General features: G+C 51.7%; 23 protein-coding genes. 21 read left to right on the top strand and 2 right to left on the bottom strand.

Going from position 1 to position 25,770, the window contains the following annotated elements; all coding sequences use genetic code 11:
- Window positions 1–268 precede the first annotated feature (268 nt).
- The 7 genes from NSQ46_RS25570 (at window position 269) to NSQ46_RS25540 (ending at window position 10,796) form a co-directional block, all read left to right on the top strand.
- Window positions 269–3,640, top strand: coding sequence for a HEAT repeat domain-containing protein (locus tag NSQ46_RS25570; protein WP_341034349.1), 3,372 nt, complete (start codon window positions 269–271; stop codon window positions 3,638–3,640).
- A 15-nt stretch (window positions 3,641–3,655) separates the two neighbouring features.
- Complete coding sequence (locus NSQ46_RS25565; RefSeq protein WP_341034348.1) at window positions 3,656–4,465, top strand: AAA family ATPase; 810 nt, start codon at window positions 3,656–3,658, stop codon at window positions 4,463–4,465.
- Window positions 4,466–4,683: 218 nt separating this feature from the next.
- Window positions 4,684–5,265: a TetR/AcrR family transcriptional regulator gene (locus NSQ46_RS25560; RefSeq protein ID WP_077569673.1), complete on the top strand. Its 582-nt coding sequence runs from the start codon at window positions 4,684–4,686 to the stop codon at window positions 5,263–5,265.
- 39 nt (window positions 5,266–5,304) lie between these two features.
- Window positions 5,305–6,594: a cytosine permease gene (locus tag NSQ46_RS25555; RefSeq protein ID WP_342575242.1), complete on the top strand. Its 1,290-nt coding sequence runs from the start codon at window positions 5,305–5,307 to the stop codon at window positions 6,592–6,594.
- A 4-nt stretch (window positions 6,595–6,598) separates the two neighbouring features.
- Window positions 6,599–7,714: a DUF917 domain-containing protein gene (locus NSQ46_RS25550; RefSeq protein ID WP_342575240.1), complete on the top strand. Its 1,116-nt coding sequence runs from the start codon at window positions 6,599–6,601 to the stop codon at window positions 7,712–7,714.
- On the top strand, window positions 7,711–9,288 hold the full coding sequence (locus NSQ46_RS25545; protein WP_342575237.1) for a hydantoinase/oxoprolinase family protein: 1,578 nt from the start codon (window positions 7,711–7,713) through the stop codon (window positions 9,286–9,288). The genes NSQ46_RS25550 and NSQ46_RS25545 overlap by 4 nt, the downstream gene beginning before the upstream one ends.
- Before the next feature lie 539 nt (window positions 9,289–9,827).
- Window positions 9,828–10,796 carry a tRNA-dihydrouridine synthase gene (locus NSQ46_RS25540; RefSeq protein WP_341034346.1) on the top strand — a complete coding sequence of 323 codons (969 nt, stop codon included), beginning with the start codon at window positions 9,828–9,830 and terminating at the stop codon, window positions 10,794–10,796.
- A gap of 278 nt (window positions 10,797–11,074) precedes the next feature.
- Here NSQ46_RS25540 and NSQ46_RS25535 read toward each other — a convergent pair whose 3' ends face one another.
- Window positions 11,075–11,248, bottom strand: coding sequence for a hypothetical protein (locus NSQ46_RS25535; RefSeq protein WP_341034345.1), 174 nt, complete (start codon window positions 11,246–11,248; stop codon window positions 11,075–11,077).
- Between the two features lie 666 nt (window positions 11,249–11,914).
- On the opposite strand from NSQ46_RS25535, the gene NSQ46_RS25530 reads away from it, so the two are divergent.
- The 5 genes from NSQ46_RS25530 (at window position 11,915) to NSQ46_RS25510 (ending at window position 15,080) form a co-directional block, all read left to right on the top strand.
- Entirely contained in the window at window positions 11,915–12,205 is a 291-nt protein-coding gene (locus tag NSQ46_RS25530; protein ID WP_077569668.1) for a type II toxin-antitoxin system Phd/YefM family antitoxin, read from the top strand.
- Window positions 12,183–12,500 (top strand): type II toxin-antitoxin system RelE/ParE family toxin, encoded by a 318-nt coding sequence (locus NSQ46_RS25525; RefSeq protein WP_341034344.1) that lies wholly within the window; start codon window positions 12,183–12,185, stop codon window positions 12,498–12,500. The genes NSQ46_RS25530 and NSQ46_RS25525 overlap by 23 nt, the downstream gene beginning before the upstream one ends.
- A gap of 308 nt (window positions 12,501–12,808) precedes the next feature.
- Complete coding sequence (locus tag NSQ46_RS25520; RefSeq protein WP_341034343.1) at window positions 12,809–13,660, top strand: hypothetical protein; 852 nt, start codon at window positions 12,809–12,811, stop codon at window positions 13,658–13,660.
- Between the two features lie 31 nt (window positions 13,661–13,691).
- Window positions 13,692–14,135, top strand: a complete 444-nt coding sequence (locus tag NSQ46_RS25515) for a hypothetical protein (protein ID WP_007131066.1) — start codon at window positions 13,692–13,694, stop codon at window positions 14,133–14,135.
- 195 nt (window positions 14,136–14,330) lie between these two features.
- Entirely contained in the window at window positions 14,331–15,080 is a 750-nt protein-coding gene (locus NSQ46_RS25510) for a superoxide dismutase family protein (RefSeq protein WP_007131067.1), read from the top strand.
- A gap of 114 nt (window positions 15,081–15,194) precedes the next feature.
- Here the strand turns inward: NSQ46_RS25510 and NSQ46_RS25505 are convergent, their stop codons facing one another.
- Window positions 15,195–15,851: a transcriptional regulator gene (locus NSQ46_RS25505; RefSeq protein ID WP_007131068.1), complete on the bottom strand. Its 657-nt coding sequence runs from the start codon at window positions 15,849–15,851 to the stop codon at window positions 15,195–15,197.
- Window positions 15,852–16,015: 164 nt separating this feature from the next.
- Here NSQ46_RS25505 and NSQ46_RS25500 point away from each other — a divergent pair, with 164 nt between their 5' ends.
- The 9 genes from NSQ46_RS25500 to NSQ46_RS25460 all read left to right on the top strand — a co-directional run bounded on the left by NSQ46_RS25500 (window position 16,016) and on the right by NSQ46_RS25460 (window position 25,568).
- Window positions 16,016–16,630 (top strand): FMN-dependent NADH-azoreductase, encoded by a 615-nt coding sequence (locus tag NSQ46_RS25500; protein ID WP_007131069.1) that lies wholly within the window; start codon window positions 16,016–16,018, stop codon window positions 16,628–16,630.
- 38 nt (window positions 16,631–16,668) lie between these two features.
- Window positions 16,669–18,207: a DHA2 family efflux MFS transporter permease subunit gene (locus tag NSQ46_RS25495; RefSeq protein ID WP_342575233.1), complete on the top strand. Its 1,539-nt coding sequence runs from the start codon at window positions 16,669–16,671 to the stop codon at window positions 18,205–18,207.
- A 38-nt stretch (window positions 18,208–18,245) separates the two neighbouring features.
- Window positions 18,246–19,385 carry an NADH:flavin oxidoreductase gene (locus NSQ46_RS25490; RefSeq protein WP_342575231.1) on the top strand — a complete coding sequence of 380 codons (1,140 nt, stop codon included), beginning with the start codon at window positions 18,246–18,248 and terminating at the stop codon, window positions 19,383–19,385.
- A 194-nt stretch (window positions 19,386–19,579) separates the two neighbouring features.
- Window positions 19,580–19,975, top strand: coding sequence for a hypothetical protein (locus NSQ46_RS25485; RefSeq protein WP_007131072.1), 396 nt, complete (start codon window positions 19,580–19,582; stop codon window positions 19,973–19,975).
- A 52-nt stretch (window positions 19,976–20,027) separates the two neighbouring features.
- Window positions 20,028–20,390, top strand: a complete 363-nt coding sequence (locus tag NSQ46_RS25480; RefSeq protein WP_341034339.1) for a hypothetical protein — start codon at window positions 20,028–20,030, stop codon at window positions 20,388–20,390.
- A gap of 102 nt (window positions 20,391–20,492) precedes the next feature.
- A complete protein-coding gene (locus NSQ46_RS25475; protein WP_077569658.1) occupies window positions 20,493–21,446 on the top strand; it encodes a sugar ABC transporter permease in 954 nt (317 codons plus the stop codon).
- Window positions 21,443–22,288, top strand: a complete 846-nt coding sequence (locus NSQ46_RS25470; protein ID WP_342575228.1) for a carbohydrate ABC transporter permease — start codon at window positions 21,443–21,445, stop codon at window positions 22,286–22,288. The genes NSQ46_RS25475 and NSQ46_RS25470 overlap by 4 nt, the downstream gene beginning before the upstream one ends.
- Window positions 22,289–22,408: 120 nt before the next feature.
- Entirely contained in the window at window positions 22,409–24,130 is a 1,722-nt protein-coding gene (locus NSQ46_RS25465; RefSeq protein WP_342575227.1) for a sensor histidine kinase, read from the top strand.
- A 112-nt stretch (window positions 24,131–24,242) separates the two neighbouring features.
- The gene (locus NSQ46_RS25460) at window positions 24,243–25,568 is read left to right on the top strand and encodes an extracellular solute-binding protein (RefSeq protein ID WP_341034334.1); all 1,326 of its coding nucleotides are present in this window, start codon (window positions 24,243–24,245) and stop codon (window positions 25,566–25,568) included.
- Window positions 25,569–25,770 lie beyond the last annotated feature (202 nt).

Genomic DNA, 25,770 nt, shown 5'->3' with positions numbered 1-25,770 from the left:
CGGCTTGTTGTACGCAGCGAGTTACTGTTTCCCCGTTCACGGGCAGAAGTCCCGAAAATATAGATCATGAATATGGATTGTGCACCTGCTTCCCCATACATTAACTAGGCTGCAATGGCCGATTCCGTAGGCTATGCAGGCCCGAACTGTCGCATCGAACAGGAGAAGCCCTCGCTTATGGAGAAGTTATATGTTTCCAGGAGAGCTTGCGCAAACCGGTTACGAATAAATGGGGATCGGTCATAAGAGCATGAGGGGAGAGGAAATATTGACATATAACCATGATCTGTTGAACAAAGAGCAGCTGCTCAAGGAGCTGGATTTGCTGGGTTACTCGGACAGGATGAAGCGGATGGCGCTTCTGGGGCGCCAGTATAAAGGAGATGCGGATTTTTCCGCGCTGCTCATATCCTTGCTCGAAAGCGGCACCGCCTATGAGGCGCATTTGGCATTGACCGGTGCGGGTGTAGTAAATGATGCACGTGCGGTTTTGTTTGCCCTGAAGCATCCGAAGGCAGGGGTCAGAGGACGGGCGGCCAGATTACTGCCGGAGGTGGTGACAGCTCCGGACTTTTCGGTTGAATCCGAAATCGTGCAGATGTCCTATCATTGCCGTCGTCAACTGCTGCGGAGCATCGTAAATACCCGTCGCCAGGATTGGGCGGAACGGCTGCTGCCGCTCGTGCTTGACCGTTGGGGGGCGCAAGAAGCCTCTTTATTATTAGCCGCGTGCAGCGGAGAGACGGTTCGCAGCAGGCTTCCTGAGCTGGGGTATGCGCTACGCCATTGGCGGCTTGTAACGAAGCGCTATCCCGATCTGGCTGCAGCGTATTTCAAGAATGCTTTGCAGAACGCAACGCATCGGGAAAAGGTCAGCGTATGGTGGACGCTCTCTTCCGCGATTGAGGTACTGAGTGTTTCAAGGCCGGCAGTCGTGTTGGAATGTGCCTTGAAGCTTGGACCGACGGATATGATTCATCCTGTACTCAAGTTGCAATTGGGCATACTGATTCAGGCCAGCCCTGCGGACGTATTCGAGCTGCTGACACGTGAGGATGCGCGTGAACAGCTTTTGAATCAAGGCATTCCGGCAGGAGTTTTGAAGAAGAGAAGATGGTTCACCACAGCGCAGTGGACCACGCTGACGACTTTGCTTGCAGATCGGCCTGAGCATGTTGCCAAGGTGCTGGATACCCTTGCCCCGTCTTGCCGTGTAGCGATGTTTGATGCCGCTTATAAGGAGGATGAGCGGAAGACGCGTATGTTCCCTATGCCGCTGCTGGATGTACTGCCGCATCGGCTGCGCGACAAGGAAGCTGCCCGCATGCTGGGGCTTCGCGATGTTCGCGATCATCGGGATAGCATGCTCGAAACGGCGGCGCGTCGTTTCATTGCGAATGCCAGGGAGAAGCTGGTGCAGGCCGTCCAGGTGTCAAATAGCGATGAGCGTGCTGCGGCCTATGCCCACCTCGTTCGGAGTACGGCGTTATCCCGAAGCGGAATGGATGAGACGCTGCGCTTCCTGACCCGGATCAAGAACGACCAGGATCCGGTGCGCTGGCAAGTGATGGTCGAGCTCTCGAACTGTCCTGCTCCCATGTTTAAGGAAGAGCATGTGAATGATCTGACTGTGCTGGTGGATAGCGTGGTGGAAGCGAGAGACACTTCGTACGGGACAAGGTCGGCCACGGAGAAGCTGGCTTTTGCCCTGCTGCGTGAACATGCACTGGAGCCGAAGAGCGAGCTGTTCAAATTCGCTTTGAGAACGTTCGGAAGATTGACGATGCGTGACGGTCAGTTGGCGCTCTTCTCGATGGATTGGGAGAGCATACCAAGCTCTGCGCTGGAAGCGTTGTTCGATGAGATTTACGCCTTTGGCGTAGAAGCGAACAAGCGCGAAAACGTGAGTGTGGTCCTGCGAATGGCTAATTTGTTCGGGAAAGCCGTGGATCGATTGCCGAAGCTGCAGCTTCTGCTGGAAGAGCTGCTGGATTCCAAAACGGTATCGCCGCAGGCGGTCCATTATTGGCTGGCACCGTACAGAACGCGGGATGAGAGAGTTAGAGAACTGCTGGACAGAGACCCATCCTTCATCTCATTCCACGACGTATTCATGCATCTGCATCTGAAGCGTCAGGAGTGGCTGGACCCGTTCATCTCGGGGCAAATCATCCAAGGCAAGCATTTATCGGGAAAAACGATTTATGTCGTGCCCGCCCACAATGGGTTTCACCGGTGGCTGCCGCGTCAGCAAAAGGCATTAGCCTCCCTCTTGGAGCGGGTGGCATTGGATGCCAAACGAAGCTTCCATGAACGTGCAGCGGCGATGCGAAGCTTGGCCGTTATGCCGGATTATCGCTCTAATCAATTCGAGGTTCTGCTGCAGGACCAAGAAGTGCATGTCGTCGAGGCAGCGCTTCACGCCTATTCGTTAGAGGAAGAGCCGGAGAAGGCACTTCCTGTATTGCTGGGCAACCTGGATGGAGACCGTGCCCGGGTCGCCATGTACTCGATCCCCAGATGCATGCGCAGGGTGAGCCCGATGATGTTAACGTCGACGCTGTCGGACCTGCTGAGCCGGGAGAAGTTGAAGATCACGGTCAGAAAAGAGGTCATCCGGCTCCTTGGGGCTCATAAAAGCAGTGAGAGCATGGCGCTTCTCATCCGTGAATACGAAAAACCGAATGTGCACAAAGACGTGATGATCGCCATCGGGCATGCTGCCAGACAATGGCTTGATAATGAACGCAGCTGGTCCATGATGCGTGCCATGGCTGCTTCGCCGCAGCGTGATATCGCAAGAAGCCTGCTTAACCAGTACCCTGGCGGACTTCCGGTGGAGGCTCGGCCAAGGTATTTGCAATTGATTACGGAGATCGCAGGACATCCCGATGCTGTGGTGGCAAGAGAGGCTTTCCAGGCGATGAGCTATTGGGTGAATGGAAGCGAGGAGAAGGTGGCGGCTAGCACCGGCAGAGCGATTCTTGATATGGAGGACAACGCCAGATGGAAGGCGGCGATGGATACGCTCGTGGTGGCATGCCGTGACGGCAAGGTAAACGATCGGGTCATCAGCGTTTGCACACAGCTTGCCGGCATGGAGACGAGGGCGGAATGGAATGCTGCGCCGGAGAGAGACCTTCCTCAGCGGCAGCGTCTGGCGGCGTTGATCGACAAGCTGACCTCGTTGCCTCTCAATGCAAGGCGGGTGCTCATTCCTTTATATACGGGCCTGATCGATGCTCTTAAATCCCAAGAAACCCTGAAACCCGCCGTGATCAAGTTATATTTGGCGATGGTGGAATGGAGCGAGGCGGATCAGGCGGCCCTGCATTTGGACCCTGTGATTCAGGTCGTTGACACGCATCCGTATCTGCTGGATCACGTTTACAGACAGATCGCTCAGGCAGCCAATGCCAGCAAGGCGTATTGGAGCCCGGAGGCGATGCTGGATCTGGTGGATCATTTGAGAGATCGGCAGTCGTTTGCGGCCCAATATTTCGGTCTTTCTTTGATGCAGGTTGCGGGGGCAGCCTTATTGTGGAACCAGGCGTGTACCGACCGTTTGAGAGCGTACCGGAAGCATGAACATGAGGCGATCCGTCTGGCTGCGTTGGATATTTGGACCGTGCGTGAATAGAGGTGAGCGAAAGCGATGCTATATTTAAGGAACTTCAAACTCTCTTCCACCATTTCCAGCAATCCCAATATATATCCCGATCATGTGTTCAGGCACATCGCAGGGGAAGTTCTGCTGTTTGATCGAATCACAGTGTTATATGGCAGTAATGGCTCAGGCAAATCCACCTTGCTGAATTTAATCGCTAACAAATTGAACATCGCGGGCGCTGAGCGAATGACGAGTTATGGTCACAACGCGTACGCACAGCGGTTTATCGAGGAAAGCAGCTATGAGCTCGGGCATGATGATCAGGAGCATCCCGTATATAAGCTTCCCGAAGGGAGCCGGTACATTAAGTCAGAGGATATATTGTACGAAGTCAAGAAAATACAGCAGGAAAACGTGCTCCGCGAAGGGCTGCTGCATGAGCAGCTCGTAAAGGGAAAGAGCAAGCAAGAGGTAGAGGAGCTGGAGCAGTCGTATGAGTTCAAAAAGAAGGTGGATATCATTCAATTCGCTCAGGAGAAATACTCGAACGGGGAGACGTCGATGCAGTTTTTTGAGGAGCATTTGCTACCCGGTAAACTGTATTTACTGGATGAACCGGAAACATCGCTCTCTCCGGCGAATCAAATCAAGCTGGCCGAGCAGATGAATGATCTGGCGCGTTATTTTGACAGTCAATTTATTATCGCTACACACTCTCCCTTTGTTCTGGGTACGCTTCATGCGAAGATCTACAATCTCGATGCCCAGATTTTGCACACGGCAGAATGGTTTGAACTGGACAATGTACAATTCTTTTACCGATTTTTTCATAAGCATCAAAGATTGTTTGAATGAATAGGTTTGAGTTTCCAGAAGAGGTATCCTTCGAGTTGGGATATCTCTTTTTGGTATGGGAATTTTTATCTACCTTGGTGCATTGTCCTGCTTAAATCATTGAACGTATAAAGATTCGAAGACAATTCGGCTGGGCAATTAAATCAATTGATTTTTATGCAGAAAGTTGTATAATCTACTTAATTAACGTTAATTAAACTGGGAAAAAGGGGATGAACATGACCAGAACGAAGCTGAAAGAAGCTGCGCTGAGGTTATTCGGACAGAAGGGCTACGACGGAACGGCATTATCGGAAATCGCGAAGGAGGTTGGTGTCAAAACCCCGGCAATCTACGCTTTTTTCGAGAGCAAGGAAGATCTGTTCATGACGGTCTTCGAAGAATCGATGAGCGCCTACAACGAATATATCCAAGCGATGGCGGAAACCAGCAAAGGAATGAGCACGGAGAAAAAATTGCATGCGCTGCTGCTTCGTCAATACGATTTTCACCGGGACAAGCGGGAGCTTGCCGTATTTGCCTTCCGGTACTTAATTTTCCCGCCGGATTTCTTGCAAGATCGGATGCACGAGGCGTTTGGGCGGTTCGATACGCTTCTGAGCAGCATTATCGGCGAGATTATGCAGGAAGGTCTGGATCGCGGCGAACTGGCCGTCATCCCGATGGAGACGCTGGTGGATTCGTACCTTACCTTGATGGACGGGCTGGGCATGCAATATTACTACTATAAATCGCCGGAGCTGTTTGAACGGAAGCTGAAACATGCCTTTGAGATGTTCTGGAGATCCGTCAAAGCTTAGGCAATCAACAAGATGGTACAGAAAGCAGAGGGTGGGAGCATGAGCAACGATACGAAAATAGAAGATTACGAACGGGAGCCCGTACCCCAGCATTTGAGGAAATCATGGCTCTCGATGGCATTCGTCTGGATTGCGATCGGCATTGACCTGTCCGCGATGTTCTTGGGGGCGCAGCTCGGCGCGGGCATGAGCATCGGCGACTCGTTTACGGCGGTCATCGTCGGTTCGGCCATTTTGGGCTTGATCGGGGCTGTCTGCGCTTATGTAGGAGCCAAAACGGGCCTGTCCACGGCCATGATCAGCCGGTTTCTGTTCGGGAACCAAGGGGCGCTGATCGTCTCGGTCATTCTCGGCATTTCATCGCTGGGCTGGTTCGGCGTTCAGGTCGGCTTCTTCGCTTCCAACTTCCAGACGGCGTTAAGCGAGCTGTGGGGTTGGCATTGGTCGCTCTGGGCGCTGTCGATTATTGGCGGACTTCTCATGATGTCCACGGCGATCTGGGGCTATAGGGCGATTGAGAAACTAAGTGTCTGGTCGGTACCGCTGCTCGTCGTGTTTATCATTATCGCGCTGGTCATGGCGCTTAACGGGGAAGGCGGAAGCACCGTCTGGTTACCGTTCGAGGGCGAGGCCCTGCCGATGGGGACGGCGATCTCGCTGGTCATCGGCATCTTTATTCTTGGAACGGCGCTGTCCCCTGACATCGCGCGCTGGGCCAAAACGCCAAAGCATGCGGTTACCGCCGCGTTCATCGGTTTCTTTGTCGGCAACAGCTTCATGACCATCATCGCGATCTTCCTGTCGCGTGCGATGGACTCCGACGATCTGACGGGCATTCTGCTGACGCTCGGACTCGGAATTCCGGCGATTATCGTGCTGACGCTGGCACAATGGACGACCAACACGAACAATTTATATTCCGCGGGACTGGGTTTCTCCGTCGTATTCAAACGGGTGCCTAAATCCGTGATCACGATCATTGCAGGTTTAATTGCGACGGCGCTTGCTTGCTTCGGTATTTATGACCGTTTCATGACGTTCCTGACGTACATTACGATGCTTGTCGCACCGCTGGGCGGCATTTACACGGCTGAGTATTTGTTGGTGAACAAAACGAGATTCTCGTTTGACGGGCTGGACAGCAATCGGAGCTGGATCCCCCGCTCCATCGTCGTATGGGTCATCGCCACGTTCTTCGGGTTCATGACAACGATGGCCCCGGATGGGCTCGGATGGTTCCAGTTAACGCAGGTTCCGGCGCTGGACAGCTTCCTGATGGCATTTATCGTACAAGCAATCATTGGCAAATGGGTCGTAAAGAAGGGATGAAAGCATGAACAAGGCAACCAGATTAACAACATTGGATGAACAGTCAATCGAATATATCGCGATCGGCGCTGCGGTGCTTGGCACGGGCGGCGGCGGAGATCCTCATGTCGGAAAACTGATGGCCATGGAGGCGATCCGCGAGCTTGGCCCGGTTCGAATTGTCCAGCTCGAAGAGCTGGACGATGAAGGGCTTATCGTGCCGGTATCGATGATCGGAGCACCGACGGTGATGCTGGAGAAAATCCCTTCGGCAGACCAGCTGACCAAGCCGCTGGATCTGATGGAGAGAGAGCTCGGCCGCAAGGTGGATGCCGTCATGCCGATCGAGGTCGGCGGCGGCAACTCGCTCGTTCCGGTCATTGCGGCGGCACGGCGCGGAATTCCGCTTGTCGATGCCGATGCGATGGGGCGCGCGTTTCCCGAATCGCAGATGGTGACGTTCCATCTGGAAGGTATCCCGTGCAGCCCGGTGGCGATGGCGGACGAGCGCGGCAACAGCGCGCTGATGCATACGATTGACGGCGTGTGGGAGGAACGGCTGGCGCGTGCGCTGACGGTGGAGATGGGGGGCTCTGCCTCCATCTGCGATTATCCGGTATCCGGCGCGCAGGCGAAGCGAAGCGCGATCGGCGGCACGCTGACGCTCGCCTATGAGATCGGGCGGACGCTGTTCGAAGCGAAGCAGGAGAAGCTGAACCCTGTGCGGGAGCTGCTCAGGAGGCTGAACGGCCATGCACTGTTCCATGGGAAGGCCGTGGATACCCGTCGCCGCATGGACGGCGGCTTTACGCGCGGCGAAGCGGTATTTGAAGGCACCGGCGAGAACAAGGGAGAAACGATGCGGTTGTTTTTCCAGAATGAGTTCCTGCTCGCCACCGTTGACGATCAACCGCTTGCCATTACGCCTGATCTGATTACGCTGCTGGATCAGGATACGGGCATGCCGGTGACGACGGAGAACTTGAAGTATGGTGCCCGGGTGACGGCAGCAGGTTTGCCGTGCGATGACAAATGGCGCACGCCGAAGGGCATCGAGACGGCCGGGCCGAGATATTTCGGTTATGACTTTGATTATGTGCCGATCGAGACGTTGGCTTCGAAAGGAGGTGCGGCGAAATGACCGAGACTACAACATCTAATGCAAACCGGATTTACCGCATCGGCATTGATGTGGGTGGAACGAATACAGACGCCGCCCTGCTGGATTCCGACTTGCGCTGCGTGCACAAGGTAAAGGTCCATACGACGGCCGACGTGAACGAAGGCATTGTGGAGGCCGTTCGCCTGCTGCTGCAAGAAAGCGGCGTAAATGGCTCGGACATTCGCTATGCGATGCTCGGCACCACGCATTGCACCAATGCCATCGTGGAGCGCAAGCATCTCGGCCGGGTAGGGCTGATACGTATCGGCGCTCCGGCAACGACGGCCGTTCCGCCGCTTGCCGGCTGGGACGAATCGCTGCGCGCTGCGGTGGGGCCGCATAGCTATATCGCCTCCGGCGGCTATGAGTATGACGGCCGCAAGATCGCCAGCCTGGACGAGAAGGAGATCGCCGAGCTGTGCCGCCGGATGAGCGGAGAAGTCGACGCGGTGGCGGTGTGCGGGGTATTTGCTCCTGTGAACCGTGAGCAGGAGAAGCGGGCCGGAGAGATTGTGCGCGAAGTGTTAGGTGCGGATATGCCGGTCACGTATTCCAGCGAGATTGGCAGCATCGGGCTGCTCGAGCGGGAGAATGCCTCCGTGCTGAACGCGGCGCTGCTGCAAGTCATTGCAGGCGTGGTGCGCGGCTTCGAGAAAGCGTTGAATGGCTTCGGCATTGATGCGCAGCTGTATATTTGCCAGAACGACGGGACGTTGATGAAGAGCGAATATGCGCTCCGCTACCCGATTCTGACGATTGCGTGCGGACCGACGAATTCGATTCGGGGCGCGGCGCATTTGTCCGGGCTGAGCGACGCGCTGGTCGTCGATATCGGCGGCACAACGACGGATATCGGCGTGCTCGTGCAGGGCTTTCCGCGGCAATCGTCGGCAGCGGTGGATATCGGCGGCATTCGCACGAATTTTCGGATGCCGGATATTTTGTCCATCGGCCTCGGGGGCGGCACGATCGTCCGGCTTGATGACGCGGGCGGCGTAATGGTTGGCCCGGACAGTGTGGGCTACGAGCTGACGAAACGGGCCCGCATCTTTGGCGGGGATACGCTGACGGCGACGGACGTAGCGGTGAAGCTGGGCCGGGCCGCATGGCCGGGCACCAACGCGGATGCCGTGGACGAAGTCGTCTGCGGCAAAGCCGATGCAGTCATGCAGCAGAGCCTGGAGGATGCCATTGACCGGATGAAGACGAGTGCAGACCCGGTCGATGTCATTCTGGTCGGCGGCGGCAGCTTGTTGGTGCCGGAGACGCTGGCCGGGGCAAGCCGGATCATCCGGCCGGACAACTATGATGCGGCGAACGCCATCGGCGCAGCATTGGGATTGGTCAGCGGGGAGTCGGAGCGGATCTATTCGCTGGACGACTGGAGCTATGACGACGTCATCCGCGATGCGAAGGAGAGCGCCATGAACGAGGCAGCGGCTGCCGGCGCGAACCCGGAGACGTTAGAGATCGTGTCCGTCGAGGACATTCCGATTGCGTATTTGCCAGGCAATGCGCTGCTTGTGAAAGTGAAAGCTGCGGGTAAGCTGTAACGCGCTCAAGGCATTAGCCTCGCTCGGCCACTATTCGCTGCCGCATGAGAAGTTTGCGCATAGCCAGTGGGCATTTCGCATATCGGGGCTCGCGGCGATCGGTGAACAGCGCGGGACCCAAGTAAACATGAAAAATGGCGGTACGGATTCATTTCCGTACGGCCATTTTTTATTTTGCGGCCTAACTTTAAAATTCGATTTCCTCATATAAAAAATTGAAGTGCTGAAAAGTCCTTTGGCCTTTCCGTTATGGAGGCGAAGGGAGTCGAACCCCTGTCCGAAGATAACGACAGCACAAATTTCTACAAGACACTCTGATAAGGGGCGATGCCCCTTCTTTTTTTACTAATCTATGGGAGTATGCTCCTCACTTCGGATTGTGATATATTCATTTATGTGTCTACGGCTTTAACATATACTGCCGTTTGATATGCATGGCTTAAATATGCTATAAGTGAAGAAAAAGCAAGGGTATGAACGAGCTTACATTTACTATTTCGGGATAAAGATTTCCCTGCATTTATAGAGGAGTTTTGGATATGACAGAAAATTTTTGGCGGGATTTGCCGCGGCCTTTTTTTGTGCTGGCGCCCATGGAAGACGTGACGGATGTAGTGTTTCGCCATGTCGTAAGCGCAGCAGCCAGACCGGATGTGTTTTTTACGGAGTTTGCGAATACAGAGAGCTATTGTCACCCGGAGGGGCATCATAGCGTGCGCGGACGTTTGACGTTTACAGAGGATGAACAGCCCATGGTAGCGCATATCTGGGGCGATAAGCCGGAATACTTTCGTCAGATGAGTATCGGCATGGCGAAAGAAGGGTTTAAAGGCATCGATATAAATATGGGTTGTCCTGTACCGAATGTAGCCGAGAATGGGAAGGGAAGCGGCTTGATCTGCCGTCCCGACGTTGCAGCGGATATTATCCAGGCCGCAAAGGCCGGAGGACTGCCCGTCAGCGTAAAAACAAGGCTCGGCTTTAGCAGGGTGGACGAATGGCGCGGCTGGTTAACCCATATTTTGGAGCAAGACATTGTGAATCTGTCCATCCATCTGCGGACAAGAGACGAGATGAGCAAAGTAGAAGCTCACTGGGAACTGATTCCGGAGATTAAACAGCTTCGTGATGAGGTAGCGCCAGATACACTTCTAACCATTAACGGGGACATTCCTGACCGTCAGACCGGCCTGAAGCTCGCTGAACAATACGGCGTGGACGGAATTATGATCGGGCGCGGGATTTTCCATAATCCATTCGCTTTTGAGAAGGAGCCGAAGGAACATAGCAGCGAGGAATTGCTGGGTCTGCTGCGGCTGCATTTGGATCTGCATGATCAATATTCCGAACAGATGCGGCGCTCCTTCAGCGCCCTTGTCCGCTTCTTCAAAATCTATGTCCGTGGATTCCGAGGGGCAAGCGAGTTGAGAAATCGCTTAATGAACGCAAAGTCAACCGATGAAGCACGTGCACTGCTTGATGAATTTGAGGGTGGAGGAGTAGTATAAGCTCGGAACCGTATAGGTTCACATCCAAACCATTCCTTACGTTAAAGGAGTGGTTTTCTTATTGTCTTTTGAATGCGAGGGTTGTGGCTGCATCCGTTAGCGAGCCGTGGGCGGTGCGTATATCGGCTTCGGTCGCTGTTAAAATCGGGAAGCTGAGTGGATATCAGCTAAATGCCCCGCGTGGCGGCCCGCTTTATTAGCCAGGGACTACCCCGGTCGATAGGGGACGTTGCTGCGTCTTCCATTGGACAAAGAAAAAGACCGCCCCTTGACGGTCTTTATCCTGCGCTCACAAATTGGAGGATCCCAATAAGAACTAATAAGAGAAAAATAACGAGTACTATGATGATTCCTATTTTAAGTGTCTTGAAGCCATTTGACTTCTTTGCCAGCTGCTCTTCAACAGAATTCAATCGCTCTTTAAGCGCTTGGATTTCATCCTCCTGCCTCATGCCAACCTCCTTACAAGCATTTTGTAACCTATCATATGTATTCAATATTCAGCAACGATACCCTCTTTCGATGCAGAATGGATACGAAATGAGGACTTGCTCTGTACCAGTGGCTGCCGGATATCGCTGGTTATTGAAGTGGCAGAATACCGGATCGAGCGTTCATCTGAAAATCAGTTCGGATCATTGAGGACTAAAACCGGGTATGATATGATAAGAATAAATAAGGGACCGTGCTGTAACACGATCCCTGCACAACAACCGCTAACAGAGCGGTCGGCTGCAAGTCTTCAGTCAGAAAATAGACCGTAACCTTGCGACGGGCGGTCTATTATCGTTTATTAAACGATAACAATGCGACGATTAACGTCCCGAAGGTAAGCATTAAGCTCATCGCTTCCATACACTGTCATGGGCATCACCTCCCGTCCGGGAGACTAGCCGACCGCCTTTATTAGCCAAATGTCGTACATTCCAAATTATGGCATGCAAGCTCCGATATTCGGGGCTTTTTCTTTTGCCTCCATGCATGAATACGACCATCAGAAGTGAATCGTTATTGCCCATTTTCAAAAGTGTACAAGTGAAAGTAGGGGGTTACATTGAATATATAGCAGAATATAGGTACAATATGATTAAAGAATGGCTATGAAAGGAGTGGATACGGTGTTAATTAAACCATCGGCGAGTATACGTCAAAACTATAATGAAATTGCTGATTTGTGTAAAACGTCCGGGGAACCCGTGTATTTGACCAAAAATGGTGAAGGGGATCTCGTCGTCATGGACATTGAGGCATTCTCCCGTCGTGAGAAGATGTTGAAGCTCCGTGAAGAGTTGCTGGCTGTTCAAGAGGATCGATTGGCTGGACGCATTGGTGTAACTCCTGACGAATTGGATGCCTATTTGGACAGTGTTATTGATGAGGTCGAACATGGAAAAAAAACCTCGTTATAACGTAATCATTTCTGACCGTGCCCGTCAAATGTTAGCAAACCATGTGCGTTTTCTTGCGGAAAAAAGTCCCGAGGCTGCACGCAACACGAAAAACGAATTGCTCCAAGCGATACGTTCATTGGAGCGGATGCCAGAACGTTATCCTTTTCTAGAAGCGGAATTTATACCTCCGAACAAATATCATAAGATGTTTGTGGAGAAGTGGTATCTAGTGCTGTACCAGGTCCAAGATGAGATGGTGTATGTGGATCATATTGTAGATTGCAGGCAAGATTATCGCTGGCTGGTACGCTAACAACACTAAATTGAAGGTATATGCTGATGGAAAAGTTAGCAGGGGAAAGGGACATTGCCGCCACTGCTCTTTCAGTTCGTAATCAACCATTCCATATAAGGAGTGGTTTTTTTCTTATGATTGAGATTACTTACCTAGTAAATCCCTATCTTCGATTCAATTTCGGAATACGGTAAGATACCGAGTATTTCTCACTGCTGCGGACGCAAAGTCTTTCGCAGCCTTTTTATATGGGGAAGAGGATATCCGTTGGGTCCTACAGAATAATTTGAAACTGTAATTATTTTGAGCTTTGAAGGCAATTTGTAATGAAAACAAAATTGATCCTGGTTGAGGGCCTGCCTGGGTTCGGCAAATCGACGACGTCCCGGATGATTCATGACATTCTTACCGAACGAAACATCGAGGCCCGGCTTGTCATGGAAGGGGATGCAGAACATCCGGCAGATTATGAGGGAACGGCGTGTTTAACTGAAGAAGAATTCGGACGTCTGCTGCAGGTCGCAGGTCCTTTTAAACAAATATTGATCGAACGGGCTGCCAAGAAAGGCAGCTGGTATCTCTTGCCCTACCAGAAACTGAAGAACGAATATGAAGCCTCTATGCCGGATGATCTATATCATTCGTTGTCCAAACAGGATATTTACGAGCTCCCGCCGGACCTCAACAGGAGACTCATCACCGATCGGTGGGAGACATATGCGGAGCAGGCGGTGCATGAGAATACGCTCATGATTTTTGAGTGCTGTTTCATTCAGAATCCGGTGACCGTCGGTATGGTGAAGCATGATGCGCCGGAAGAGCAAGTGACTGACTACGTGCTGGGGCTGGAAAAGACGATCCACCCGCTGAATCCCCTATTGTTCTACATTGAGCAAAACGATCTCGGATATGCATTCCGCAAGGCCATCCGGGAACGCCCGGAGGCTTGGGCCACAGGATTCGTCCATTACTACACCCAGCAGGGATACGGCAAGCATCACGGTCTAGAAGGCGTCGAAGGGACTTTGCAAGTCTTGGAAGCCCGGCGCCAGCTGGAATACAGCATCTTGGACAAGCTCGGACTGAACAAGGAGCGAATCAATAACTCCCTTTATGATCAAGACACGTACAAAACCATGCTGATCAACAAGCTGAAGCTGCATGGCGTTATCCAGTAATATTCTTCCATAGATAAGAAAGGCCGGTTTAATGAAGCGCTTATTAACGATCACGATTCTGTGTATTACAACGGTCCTAATGGCAGGCTGCGAGAAAGAGACGGGTTGGGCGACGATGCAGCTTCTAGACGAACAGATCGCCGAAATCCGGATCTCGGCATTCGAGAATTGGGACGAGATGAATGGGGATACGCTGCTGTCCTTGAAGGAAGCGAAAGATGTAAGCGTATTTGAGGAAGCCATCCGTACGACCCGCAAGCAGCCAGATGATGCCAAACGAACGGAACCGAATTACGATGTGATGGTTGTCTATGCACAGCAATCTCCCGTTCATGCCATCAGGCTGTGGCTAGGGGAAGAGGGACAGGAAAGTGTATTCAGCTATGCTTTCAAAGATTGGGGAGAAGATGTATATGTGGTACCGTCCAAATATACGGATCGGATGAGAGAACTCATTTTGTCTGAGGGGAATTAAAGCCGTAGCCTGTATCCTCTTCTGCTCCGCCGTTTCAGATGATTCAAGTGCTAAAATTTATCTGTTATCGCTTGAACCTGTCTTTCGGAATCAATCGCTAACGCCGAAAGCCCCAACTCTCATAAAATCACGGCCCAGACGTATAAAATCAGAGGATTGGGAGATGAATGATACCATCATTCAGGAGGCGATGAAGTGAAGAAGAAGACTAACAAGTTAAAATATATGGCGGGAGCTTTTCTTGCCGGAGCCCTATTACTTATAGGGATCTTGATTGCTGCGAATCCCGAAGGAACCCTAAGCGCGATTAAACACACAACGTCTAAAATAAGCGATTACGTTAACGGGAAGGACAACTCCACCGCTGACGGCCCATTAGCGAAACAAGGGACGGCAACCTCGGATCCTAATATGCCTGCCGGCCGCAACGGTGTGTCAGCTCGCATGGATTCGGAACCAGTTAACCAACCCGTCTACTGGAGCGAGGCTTCCAGGAAGGAATCCATGGGGCATCCTGTAGTCAAGCTGTACAATGCGGCGGGAGAGCCTATTGGTTCCGCTACCTTGGAGCAGATCCATGACGGGGTGAAGGTGAAGATTACCGCATCCGGACTAACTCCGGGCAAGCATGGGTTCCATGTGCATGAGAACCCGATTCAAGATGGGGATTTTAAATCTGCCGGCGCCCATTTTAACCCGACCCATAAGCATCATGGCCTTGAAAATCCGCAAGGAAGCCATGTCGGCGATATGCCGAACCTGGTCGTAGGCGCTGACGGCACCGTGGAAGCGGAGACGATCATTCAGCATGGAACGCTAGAGAAAGGCCAGCCCAACTCGGTACTGGGGCGCTCGCTGATCATTCATGCCGGCGAGGATGACAACGTCACCGATCCGGCGGGCAATTCGGGCGACCGTGTGGCCGGAGGAAATATCCCGGAGTAATCCGGCAAGCAGGCGGCGCTATCGGTTAACACATAGAAATGCCCGTGAACAACGCATCTCCACAGGGAGATGCGTTTTTTAGTTACCAGAAAGTATAAAATGATCCAGTGATCTTCACAGACCCTGATTGTCCGTTATCCGATAGGCACAGCTGGGGCCGTCTGACAAAAGATATTCAACACGTTCGATGGTCACATGATCGCCAAGCACCGATTGAAAGAGTTCGAGCTCGTTATCGATAAAACGGGAACTGACAGCGACAGCCTCTGCGATCGGGCAATGTTTCTGTACGAATAAGAAGCTTCCGTCCTCCTGCTCTTGTATTTCCGGAAAATACCCTTCGTTCATACGGATCATGACCAGCTTTTGGAGCCTGTCCATTAGGCTGTCCGCATCGGACAAATGCTCCCGATATTTTATTATTTGATTATGTTTGAGGTCCTCAAGCACTCTCCCCAATCCTTCATCTCCGAACGTGGCCCTGACCGAATGAATTAAATCGATCGATAATTGCAAATAGCCGTTAGGAAACCAACGGTTGGCCAAGGCCGTCAGCCTCCATATTTTTGCTGGCCTGCCGATGGGACGAGCCTCTTCCTCATATTCAACGACTTCCTGTTTCTGTAGTTCATATAAATGCTGACGCACAGCCATCCCTGTCAATGATAACTTCGAAGCTAACGTAACGGCATCCATAGGACCATGCTGCTTCAGCAGCGTTACAATGGCTTTTCTGGTGGATGTTACAGATGACTCGTCCTTCTTTTTCAATGGTTCACGACCCCCACATCACATATTACGAGAGATGCCTCTCCCCTTATATTCTAAAGAAAGTTCTTTACAAAGTCAAAAGAAACTGGTTAAATTTGTTTTATAAATAAAATACTTTATAAAGTATAGTCCATCAAAAGTGGCCTATGAATGGAGGAAATGAAATGACAACAACGTTATTTATTCAAGCGAGCAATCGCCCGGCGGAGCATGCCGTCAGTGTGCAAATGTACGAAGCCTTCTTGTCAAGCTATAAGGAATCGCACCCGCAGGAGACGATTGTGGAAGTGAACTTATTTCATGAACCGCTGCCCTATCTGGGGACCACGATGATTACGGGAAATTATAAAATCGCCCAAGGCATGACGCTCACCCCGGAAGAAGAAGCCGAGCAGCAGATTGTTCGTAAGTACCTGGATCAGTTTCTTGCAGCCGATAAAATCGTCATAGCTTTCCCGCTCTGGAATTTGACGGTTCCAGCCGTCTTGCATTCGTATCTGGACTATCTGCATCAGCCCCGCAAAACCTTTAAATATACAGCGGAAGGCTTGGTTGGACTATTGCAAGGCAAGAAAGTCGCTCTATTAAGTGCCAGAGGCGGTATCTATGCGGAACATGATGAGCTTGCGGTTAGCTTCGTCAAAAAGCATTTGCAGGTGTTCGGCATTACGGACATTACCACGATTGTTATAGAAGGTCATAACCAATACCCCAATCGCAGGGAGACCATCATTGCCGAAGGTCTCAGAAACACGGCACTTGCGGCAAAAATGTTCTGACGGCGGCTGGATATCGAAAATAGAGGGAGTGGAGTCGATTGGCCCAACAACGAAGGTTTATCATACTGATGTCCATTGCTTTAGGCTTGGTGCTGACCGCACTGGATCACACGATCGTATCGGCAAGTGTCAGCAAGATCATAGACGACATCGGCGGTCTGGATAGAGTCACCTGGATTTATACCACCTACGCACTGGCCGGAACGAGCACGATGTTAATATTCGGCAAGCTCTCCGATCTTTTCGGGAGGAAGACCTTGTATTTGGTTTCCATCGGCATCTTCCTTCTGGGCTCCGCACTCTGCGGAACGGCCCAGACGATGGAGCAGCTAAGCATTTACCGGGTCATACAAGGAATCGGATCCGGCGGTATTTTTCCGATTTCCTTCTCCTTGATATATACCTTGTATACCGATCCCAAAGAATCGGGGAAGCTGTCAGGAATATTTGGTGCCGTATTCGGACTCTCTTCGATTGCGGGGCCGCAGATCGGCATGTGGATTTCCGAAACGCTATCCTGGCGTTGGTGCTTCTATATCAACCTGCCGATCGGGATCCTCTCGTTCGCGGCACTGCTCCTGACGCTCCGGGAATCCCGAGCGGAGACAAAGCCGAAAATCGACGTGCTTGGTGCCATACTGATAGTCATTGCTACGGTCTGTTCCATGATTGCGCTCGAGCTTGGCGGTAATAACGTATCATGGACCTCCTGGAAGATCATTGCCCTGTTCGGGATCTCGGTTTTGGCGGTCATAAGCTTTTTCATGGTGGAACGGCGGGCCATGGAGCCCATCTTGCCGCTCAAGCTATTCAAAAACCGTATGGTGACAGGAACAAGCATCGTCGTCTTCTGTCAAGGCGCCATGATGTTCGCCGCGATGACCTACCTGCCGCTCTATACCAACTATGTACTGGGAGAAAGCCGATTAAATTTATTGCTGACTCCGTTGATGTTGTCCATGATCATCGGCTCCGTTCTGATGGGTTTAATTCTCACCCGTTTCCAAATCCGGACCGTCATGGTGGTCAATATGGTGGTCGGAATCATTGTTTCTAGCTTGTTCATGAGTCTTTCGCCGGCTGTTCCTTTTTGGCAATTCATTGGAATGGTTGTCCTGCTCGGGCTGGGCGTGCTCGGCCCCTTGAACAGTCTCAGTCAGAACGCCGTCGCTTACAGCGTTGAAGAGCGATTTATCGGTATTTCTTCATCGCTTGTCGGCTTCTGCCGCAGCATGGGCGGCGTAATGGGTGCTTCGATCATGGCCGTCATCGTCAATTCCCAAATAACCGCGTCGGTCGAGACGGCAATTACACGATTCAACCTGAATTCGAGCTCCAACCCGTCCTATCATCCGCCGGATGCTGAAACCGTGCTGCGATATAAAGATCGTTTTGAACCGGAGTTGGTGTCCTACTTTACACACGCGATGGATCATGCTATTACACAAGGATTTGTTCTGCTTCTTGGCTTCTCTGTCCTCGGTGCCATCGCGGCTCTGACGGTCGGATCGATGAAAATTAAAAAACGTTCCGAAGAGGCGTCCCGGGCTAAAACAAGTTCACGGCTTGAAATTTAAAAATTACGCAAGAGAACAAATAAGGAGGATTCATTATCATGTCTAATCAATCAAACGGGAACGCATCTGCCGTTCACCCTTCCGTACAACCTTTATTTACGCCATTTTCGATCGGCAAATTGTCGCTTCCTAATCGAGTCGTCATGGCGCCTATGACCCGATCATTTTCGCCGAATGGCCTGCCCGGTGCTGATGTTGCCCGGTATTACCGGCGTCGTGCCGAGAATGGGGTGGGTCTGATCATAACGGAGGGAACCGTCATTAACCATCCCTCGTCAGCTGACCATCCGAACGTCCCCCATTTCTATGGCCCTGCTCTGAAAGGCTGGTCGTCTGTCGTGGAGCAAGTCCACGCGGCAGGAGGCCGAATTTTTCCTCAATTGTGGCATGTCGGCATGGCACGGAAAATCGGCAGTCCTCCGAATCCGGAAATTCTCCCTATAGGACCATCCGGAATCGACCTGTCCGGCCAACAAGTAACCGCCCCTATGACCGAATCGGATATCCTTTCCGTGATTGACGCATTCGCCCAAGCGGCTGCCGACGCCAAGTCACTCGGTTTCGACGGTATCGAAATCCATGGAGCCCACGGCTACTTGATCGATCAATTTTTCTGGAAACAAACCAATAGGAGATCGGACCGATACAGTGGCGACAGCTTCGAGGGGGCAACGCGTTTCGCTGCAGAAATCATTCGCGCCGTTCGGCATGCGGTCGGTCCCGATTTCCCGATTGCTCTGCGCATATCTCAATGGAAAACCGCCAACTATACGGCCAAGCTGGCGGAAACGCCGGAGCAGCTGGCAGCATTCCTTGAGCCGCTGACAACCGCAGGTGTTGATATTTATCATTGCTCGACCCGGCGCTTCTGGGAACCCGAATTCAAAGGCTCTGACCTAAACTTGGCAGGATGGGTCAAATTATTGACCGGACGACCGACCATTACCGTCGGTTCCGTAGGGTTAAACGAAGAATTCATGCGTTCCTTCGCTTCCGGCCAAGCGACACAGTTTACCGGGCTCGATGGTTTGATCGAAAGACTTGAGCAAAATGAGTTTGATCTGGTGGCCGTTGGGCGCTCGTTGTTAGTAGACCCAGAGTGGGCGATGAAAATCCGGAACGGACGGTTCTGCGAGCTGAAACCTTTCACAGTCGATGCGCTGAATTCCCTATACTGATCCATGATTGAACATCATTCGGTGCACCGGATCTGAACTCATAAGAGGATTTGGTCGGGGATTTATGGAAAGGTATATAGATCCTTACCGCAAGCGCAGGACATGAACGGCAAGGATTCGAAGAACGTGGACTTTAACTTATTTTTTCATACTAAACTACCGGGCCTATCGGAGCCCACCCGCGGGGGATGATCATGGGAATAGCATTCAAATTGGAGTGCGGTACGTGCCATTACAACAGCATTATTTATGAAGGAATCGGCTTTATGTACATCTCCTTGAAGTCGATCGCTTCGTTTGTCACAGATCCGGCGCTTAAGCAGGTGATCGGAGAATTTATGGAGGATGGTTCCGTCTCGTACGACGCTCATCAGGCACTGTATGTGTGCCCACAATGTGATGGCATTCAAAATGAATTGTACATTGAGATGAAGTCAGACCGGTCACAGTATCGGCGCGTTTGCAACTGCAAGAGATGCGGAGCCGAAATGGAACGGACACCGATTGAGCACAACGTGCCGATTCGTCTAACCTGTCCAGATTGCAGGGAAAGCGAGCTGATGGCGACGTCTTTTATGGATTGGGATTGATGGGGCGGCGGATCGTGATGAAGATAAATCCAAAACTAAAGGGGAACTTTCATTGTCGATATTACTAATATTCCTTTTGTTTGTTGCCGGCGCTTGTTTCACATGGTTGGGATCGAAGCTGTCTTACATGAGTATCCGGGCCTCCCGATCCATTGCTAGTTCAAGTGCACCTGGTGAGTTAACCCGGCAAGATAAAATTGAATTACTCGCAGTGCACGTGGCTGGCTTCTTGGTCGTATTAGGCATCCTTCTTCTTCTGTTCTACCTGCTTACCAAAGGTCGGCAAAACGCAAAGGCATATCATATCTATGCACTGATCATCCAAATCCTATTTGTCATTGGATTTTTCATCATCAACTATACTTATCTTTTTGTGGATTATCCGGCACACCTGGATTCCGGTTTTCCGTTCTGACGACACATTCTGAAAATATTGAATGATTTTGAGCAATTGTCTTATGTAGTTCCCGGCGGCTCTCCTTCTATACTGAAGGTACGAATAAAGGAGAGTGAGTTCATGGAACGAGCAACATCTGCAGCATCCGGAATACCTGTTCGCAAAAAGCCATTACGCAAGCGCTGGGACTCTCCCCTTGCAGGTTATCTGTTTATTTCCCCTTGGTTGATTGGATTTTTGGCGTTGACGGCCTATCCGATGCTGTTGTCCCTCTACTATTCCTTCACGGATTACACGCTCATGAAGCCGATCGAGTGGGTCGGCCTGGACAATTACGAGCGCATCATTATGGCGGACGACAAATTTGCCCAATCGCTCAAGCTCACATTTTATTATGTACTCGCTTCGGTGCCGCTAAAGCTGATTGCCGCGCTGATGGTTGCGCTCCTGCTGAAGAGGGCTGTGCGCGGGATATCCGTCTATCGGACGGCTATCTATTTCCCTTCCTTAATCGGGGCGAGCATCGCGGTGTCCCTGCTGTGGAAAAATATTTTCGGCGTGGACGGCTTCTTCAACAAAGTGCTTGGATTTTTCGGGATTCCCGGCACGGGCTGGGTCACGAACCCCGATACCGCATTATGGTCCCTGATTGGGTTGTCGGTATGGCAATTCGGCTCCTCGATGGTGATTTTCCTCGCGGGCCTGAAGCAGATTCCGAATGATCTGTATGAAGCCTCCGCGGTGGATGGTGCGGGCAAGGTGAAGCAATTTTTCAAAATCACGCTTCCGATGCTGTCGCCCACGTTGTTCTTCAATCTCATTATGGGGGTCATTAACTCCTTCCAGATGTTCACGCCTGCATACGTCATCACCGGCGGTGGGCCGATGAACTCTACCTATGTTTATGCGTTATACCTATATGAAAGGGCATTCAGCCGCTATCAGCTGGGCTACTCCTCTTCCTTGGCCTGGATCATGCTGATCTTGATTGTGGCTGCCGCCGTGATCATTAACCTGACGTCGAAATACTGGGTATTCTATGAGTCCGAGAGCCAAGGAGGGAAAAGAAAATGACCAGACGCAAATGGAGCCCCGTGATTCGCCATGCGGTCCTCATCCTATTCAGCTTGGTTATGGTGTATCCGGTCATTTGGTGGATTGGCGCTTCCTTGAAAACGAACCAGGAGCTCAGCTCCCCGTCCATCTTCCCGTCCGTGCCGCAGTGGTCCAATTACGTTAACGGATGGAATTCCGTACCGGGCTTCACCTTTACCGACTTCTATTTGAATACCTTTTATTTAATTACGGCGGTCATTATCGTAACGGTCATTTCCTGTACGCTGGTCGCCTTCGGATTTGCAAGGCTGGACTTTCCGCTTCGCGGCTTCTGGTTCTCACTGCTCATGCTCACGCTGATGCTGCCGGGCCAAGTGCTCATCATTCCGCAGTATGCGATGTTCCACCAGTTCGGCTGGGTCAACACCTACCTGCCGTTCATCGTGCCCCATGCGTTAGCGGGAGGTGCGGGAGGAACCTTCTTCGTCTTCCTGCTCGTTCAGTTCATACGCGGGATCCCGCGGGAACTTGACGAATCGGCCAAGATCGACGGATGCAGCTGGTTCGGGATCTACTGGCGGATTGTGATGCCCTTGATGAAGCCTTCCATCGTGACGGTCATCATCTTCTGCTTCCTATGGAACTGGGATGATTTCCTTGGCCATCTCCTGTACATTAATTCCGTCGACAAATACACGGTAGGCTTGGCTTTGCGGATGATTAACGATTCGCAAGGCGGCGCGGAGTGGGGACAACTGCTGGCGATGTCGCTCGTATCCATTTTGCCGGCTACGCTGCTGTTTGTCTTTGCCCAGAAATATTTTGTGGAGGGCGTGGCTACCACTGGATTAAAAGGGTAGTAGCTAGGCCAGCCGATATATTATAAAATGAGAAAACATTGAGGCAGCGGTTCGCCGCACGGCTTCAATGTTTTTTTCGGATCGGAATGGATAAGCATGGAGCACGGAGGATGAGCGCGTATGATCAATCCCTTCAAGAGATACCGGATCGATTCCCTGTTTATTATTTGCTTTGCAGGGCTGATCACGATTGTGCTGGCGATCACGGTATGGACCAGTTATGCCATGACCTCGCGGGAATTGGCCGACAACACGTCGTATTACCAGAAAAGGCTGCTCGAGGAGCTGAACAATGAAATTACGGGACGTCTGACGTCGATCGAGCAGATCTCGCTGACCACGTCCAGGGACAATGATTTGCTTACGTTTTTGTCGGGAAAAGAGGATGAGTTTAATCACTACAGACGCTCCAAGGGCATACAGGAAGCGCTGGCTCATCTTACGTATTCGATTCCGCAAATTCAAGCCATCGATTTATATATGGAGCAGCCCGAGTGGGGGGATCGGCAGAGCTATATTCAGTTCCATGGATTAACGGAGGCTGAGACAAAGCCATGGTATCCTTTGCTGAAGAACAATGACTTTTCCTGGTCAGAGGAGCATGATTTAACGACCTATAATGGGAACGTGCCTGTGCTCAGCTTTTCCCGCAAGGTGTACAACAACTCCCGGTACTTGGGTATTCTTGTCGTGCATGTGAAAGCGGATTGGATCCGCGGGATTCTCGAAGGATACTCTAAAGATTCGAACCGGATGCTGCTGGATCTGAACGGCAGGGAGCTGCTGAGCGTCGGGAAATCAATGAGGGATGCCGGATTACAGGAGCATGATTTGCGGTTCACGGACCAATCCGGTGTGCCACGGCTGCATACACAGCATGGCGTCGAGTCTCTGATCGTCTATTCCAAAGTCGCCGACTCCAACTGGATGCTGGTTGAGATTACCCCTTGGGAGAGAATTACGTCAGGCAGCGTCAAGCTGGCTGGAGCCATTATTACCATCGGCATCGGAGCCCTATTGCTGGCTTTTTTGTTAACGCTATGGCTAAGCAGGCAATTGTTGAAGCCGATCGCCCAGTTAGTCAGAGCCATGAAGAATTACGATGTCGGAGGGAAGCAAGCGGAGCTGGCCGGTGATTACACGAATGAATTCGGCATTCTGTTTGCAGGGTTTCGCAGACTGAATGAGCGAATCCAGGCATTGTACGCCTCCCTGGCGCAGCGTTACGAGCAGCAGCGGAAGGCGGAAATCGAAGCGCTCCAAGCCAATATTAATCCGCATTTTCTATATAACACCTTGGACCAGCTGAACTGGATGGCGATTGCGGAGGGACAGGAGAAGATGAGCCGCATTCTGGAGCTGATGGGCCGCATGTTCCGCATCGGATTATCGCATGGAGAAAGCTTTATCACGATTGAAGAAGAGCTGACTCACGTCGCATGCTATTTGGAAATCCAGCAGATCCGGTGGGAAGACGGTCTGGAATACGAGGTGCATGCCTCCCAGGAAATCCGCAACTTATTCATTCCCAAAATGACGCTCCAGCCTTTCGTCGAAAATTCAATCATTCATGGATTTAATTCAAGGCAAACTGGCCGAATTCAAATTAAGGCTGAGGAAGAGGGCAGCCGGATCCGAATGACGATTATCGACGACGGAAGTGGGCTTGCTCCTCAGAGCAAAGGGAGCCATCGCCGCAAAGGAGGTTACGGGATCCGGAATGTGAGAGAGCGGTTCTCGGCGTTTTTTAATGAAAATTATGAGATCCACGTTAAGGACGGCGAGTTTGAAGGGGTCGTTGTAACGATCATCTTCCCTAGGCTTGAGGAAGCACAGACGTAATGCATAATCAGACGATTTTATAATAAATTGTGCATCTCTCTTATACTCCCGTCATCCCGGAATTGATAGGATCATATTGACCACAATATATTGTTTCTAGGGGGAAGTCGGCATGAATAAATGGAAGCGATTGCAGATTCTCGCGTTATTGATGGTGTTCTCCTTGCTGGCAGCGGCATGCGGCGGCGGTAACGGAGGCACCGGCACAAACACAGGCAGCACAAACTCATCCAAGAACAATACACAGGCCGAAGGCGGTTCGGCAGACAACGTCAAGCTCCGGATTATGTGGTGGGGCTCACAGCCGCGCCATGAAGCGACACTGAAGGCATTGGAGGCCTATACGGCGAAAAATCCGCATGTGACCTTCGAGCCCGAATACTCCGGGATGGATGGTTATCTGGATAAGCTATCTACGCAGGCAGCGGCGCATAATGAGCCGGATATTTTCCAAATGGACCCGGGCTGGATTTCGGACTGGACCTCCCGCAACCAGCTCGAAGAGCTCGACACCAAGGTTAAACTGGATGAATTGACGCCGAGCCTGCTGCCGATCGGGCAGAGAGACGGCAAGCAATACGGCGTGCCGCTCGGATCGGTTGCTTTCGGGATGATTTACGACAAGGCGGCTCTGGAGAAGCTGGGCGCAACGATGCCGAAGGACGGCTGGACATGGGATGATTTCTTCGCATTGGCGGAAGAAGTAAAGCCTAAGCTGGCGGAAGGCCAATATTTCACGCTGGATTATGCCGGCAACTACTTCATGTTCAGCGCGTATCACTATGCCAAGGGCAAGGGTACCTTGATCACGGAAGACGGCAAATTCAACATCGATGAGGCGACATTCCTGGAGTGGACGAAGAAGTTTGAACAGCTGCGCAAGGACGGACTTGTGCCTCCGGCGGATCTAAACGCATCTGACAAGGAAATGGATCCGACGGCCGACCTGCTGGTCAACGGCAAAATCCTGTTCCGCTACTCCTTCTCCAATAACTACACCACATGGGACAGCATGAAGGAAGGGGCGTACGATCTGGTTACGATGCCGCGGGCCGAGGAAGCAGGGGGCTGGCTCAAGCCGTCCATGTACTTCAGCCTGTCGCCGAATTCCAAGCATAAGGAAGAAGCGGCCAAATTCATCGACTGGTTCATCAACGATCCGGAGGCAGGGGCCATTCTTGGTACCGCTCGAGGCGTGCCAGCCAATGCCAAAATCGCCGAGTCGCTGATTCCGAAGCTTCCGGAGGGCGAAAAGGTCGGGATGAAGCTGATCGACGCCACGACGCCGGACGGACAGATCTTTACGACAGGGCCGGAAGGCTGGGTGAACTTCATCGACAAAGACTTCCCGCTCGTCCGGGATGAGCTGAGCTTCGGCAGAACGACGCCGGAGGAGGCCTATGAATCGTTGAAGAAGGCCGCGCAAGAATATGAATAACTCTTATACAATGGAATGACTGAGAACGAGATGTCAGCAAGGGAGTAAAATGACTCGGTTATTCGGTGAAAGCTGTCTGTTAAAATAGTTCCAGTCTATTCCTGGTTTACGTCATGCCTGAGCGGTTTCACAGCCGATCGGGCAAGGCTTATTACCGTTAGAGTGAAGCTGTTTTTCTTTTTGCAAATAAGAAGGGGGCTCT

Source organism: Paenibacillus sp. FSL M8-0142 (genome assembly GCF_038597315.1).
GTDB lineage: Bacteria > Bacillota > Bacilli > Paenibacillales > Paenibacillaceae > Paenibacillus_AQ > Paenibacillus_AQ lactis.
This window is presented reverse-complemented; position numbering and strand designations above follow the sequence as displayed.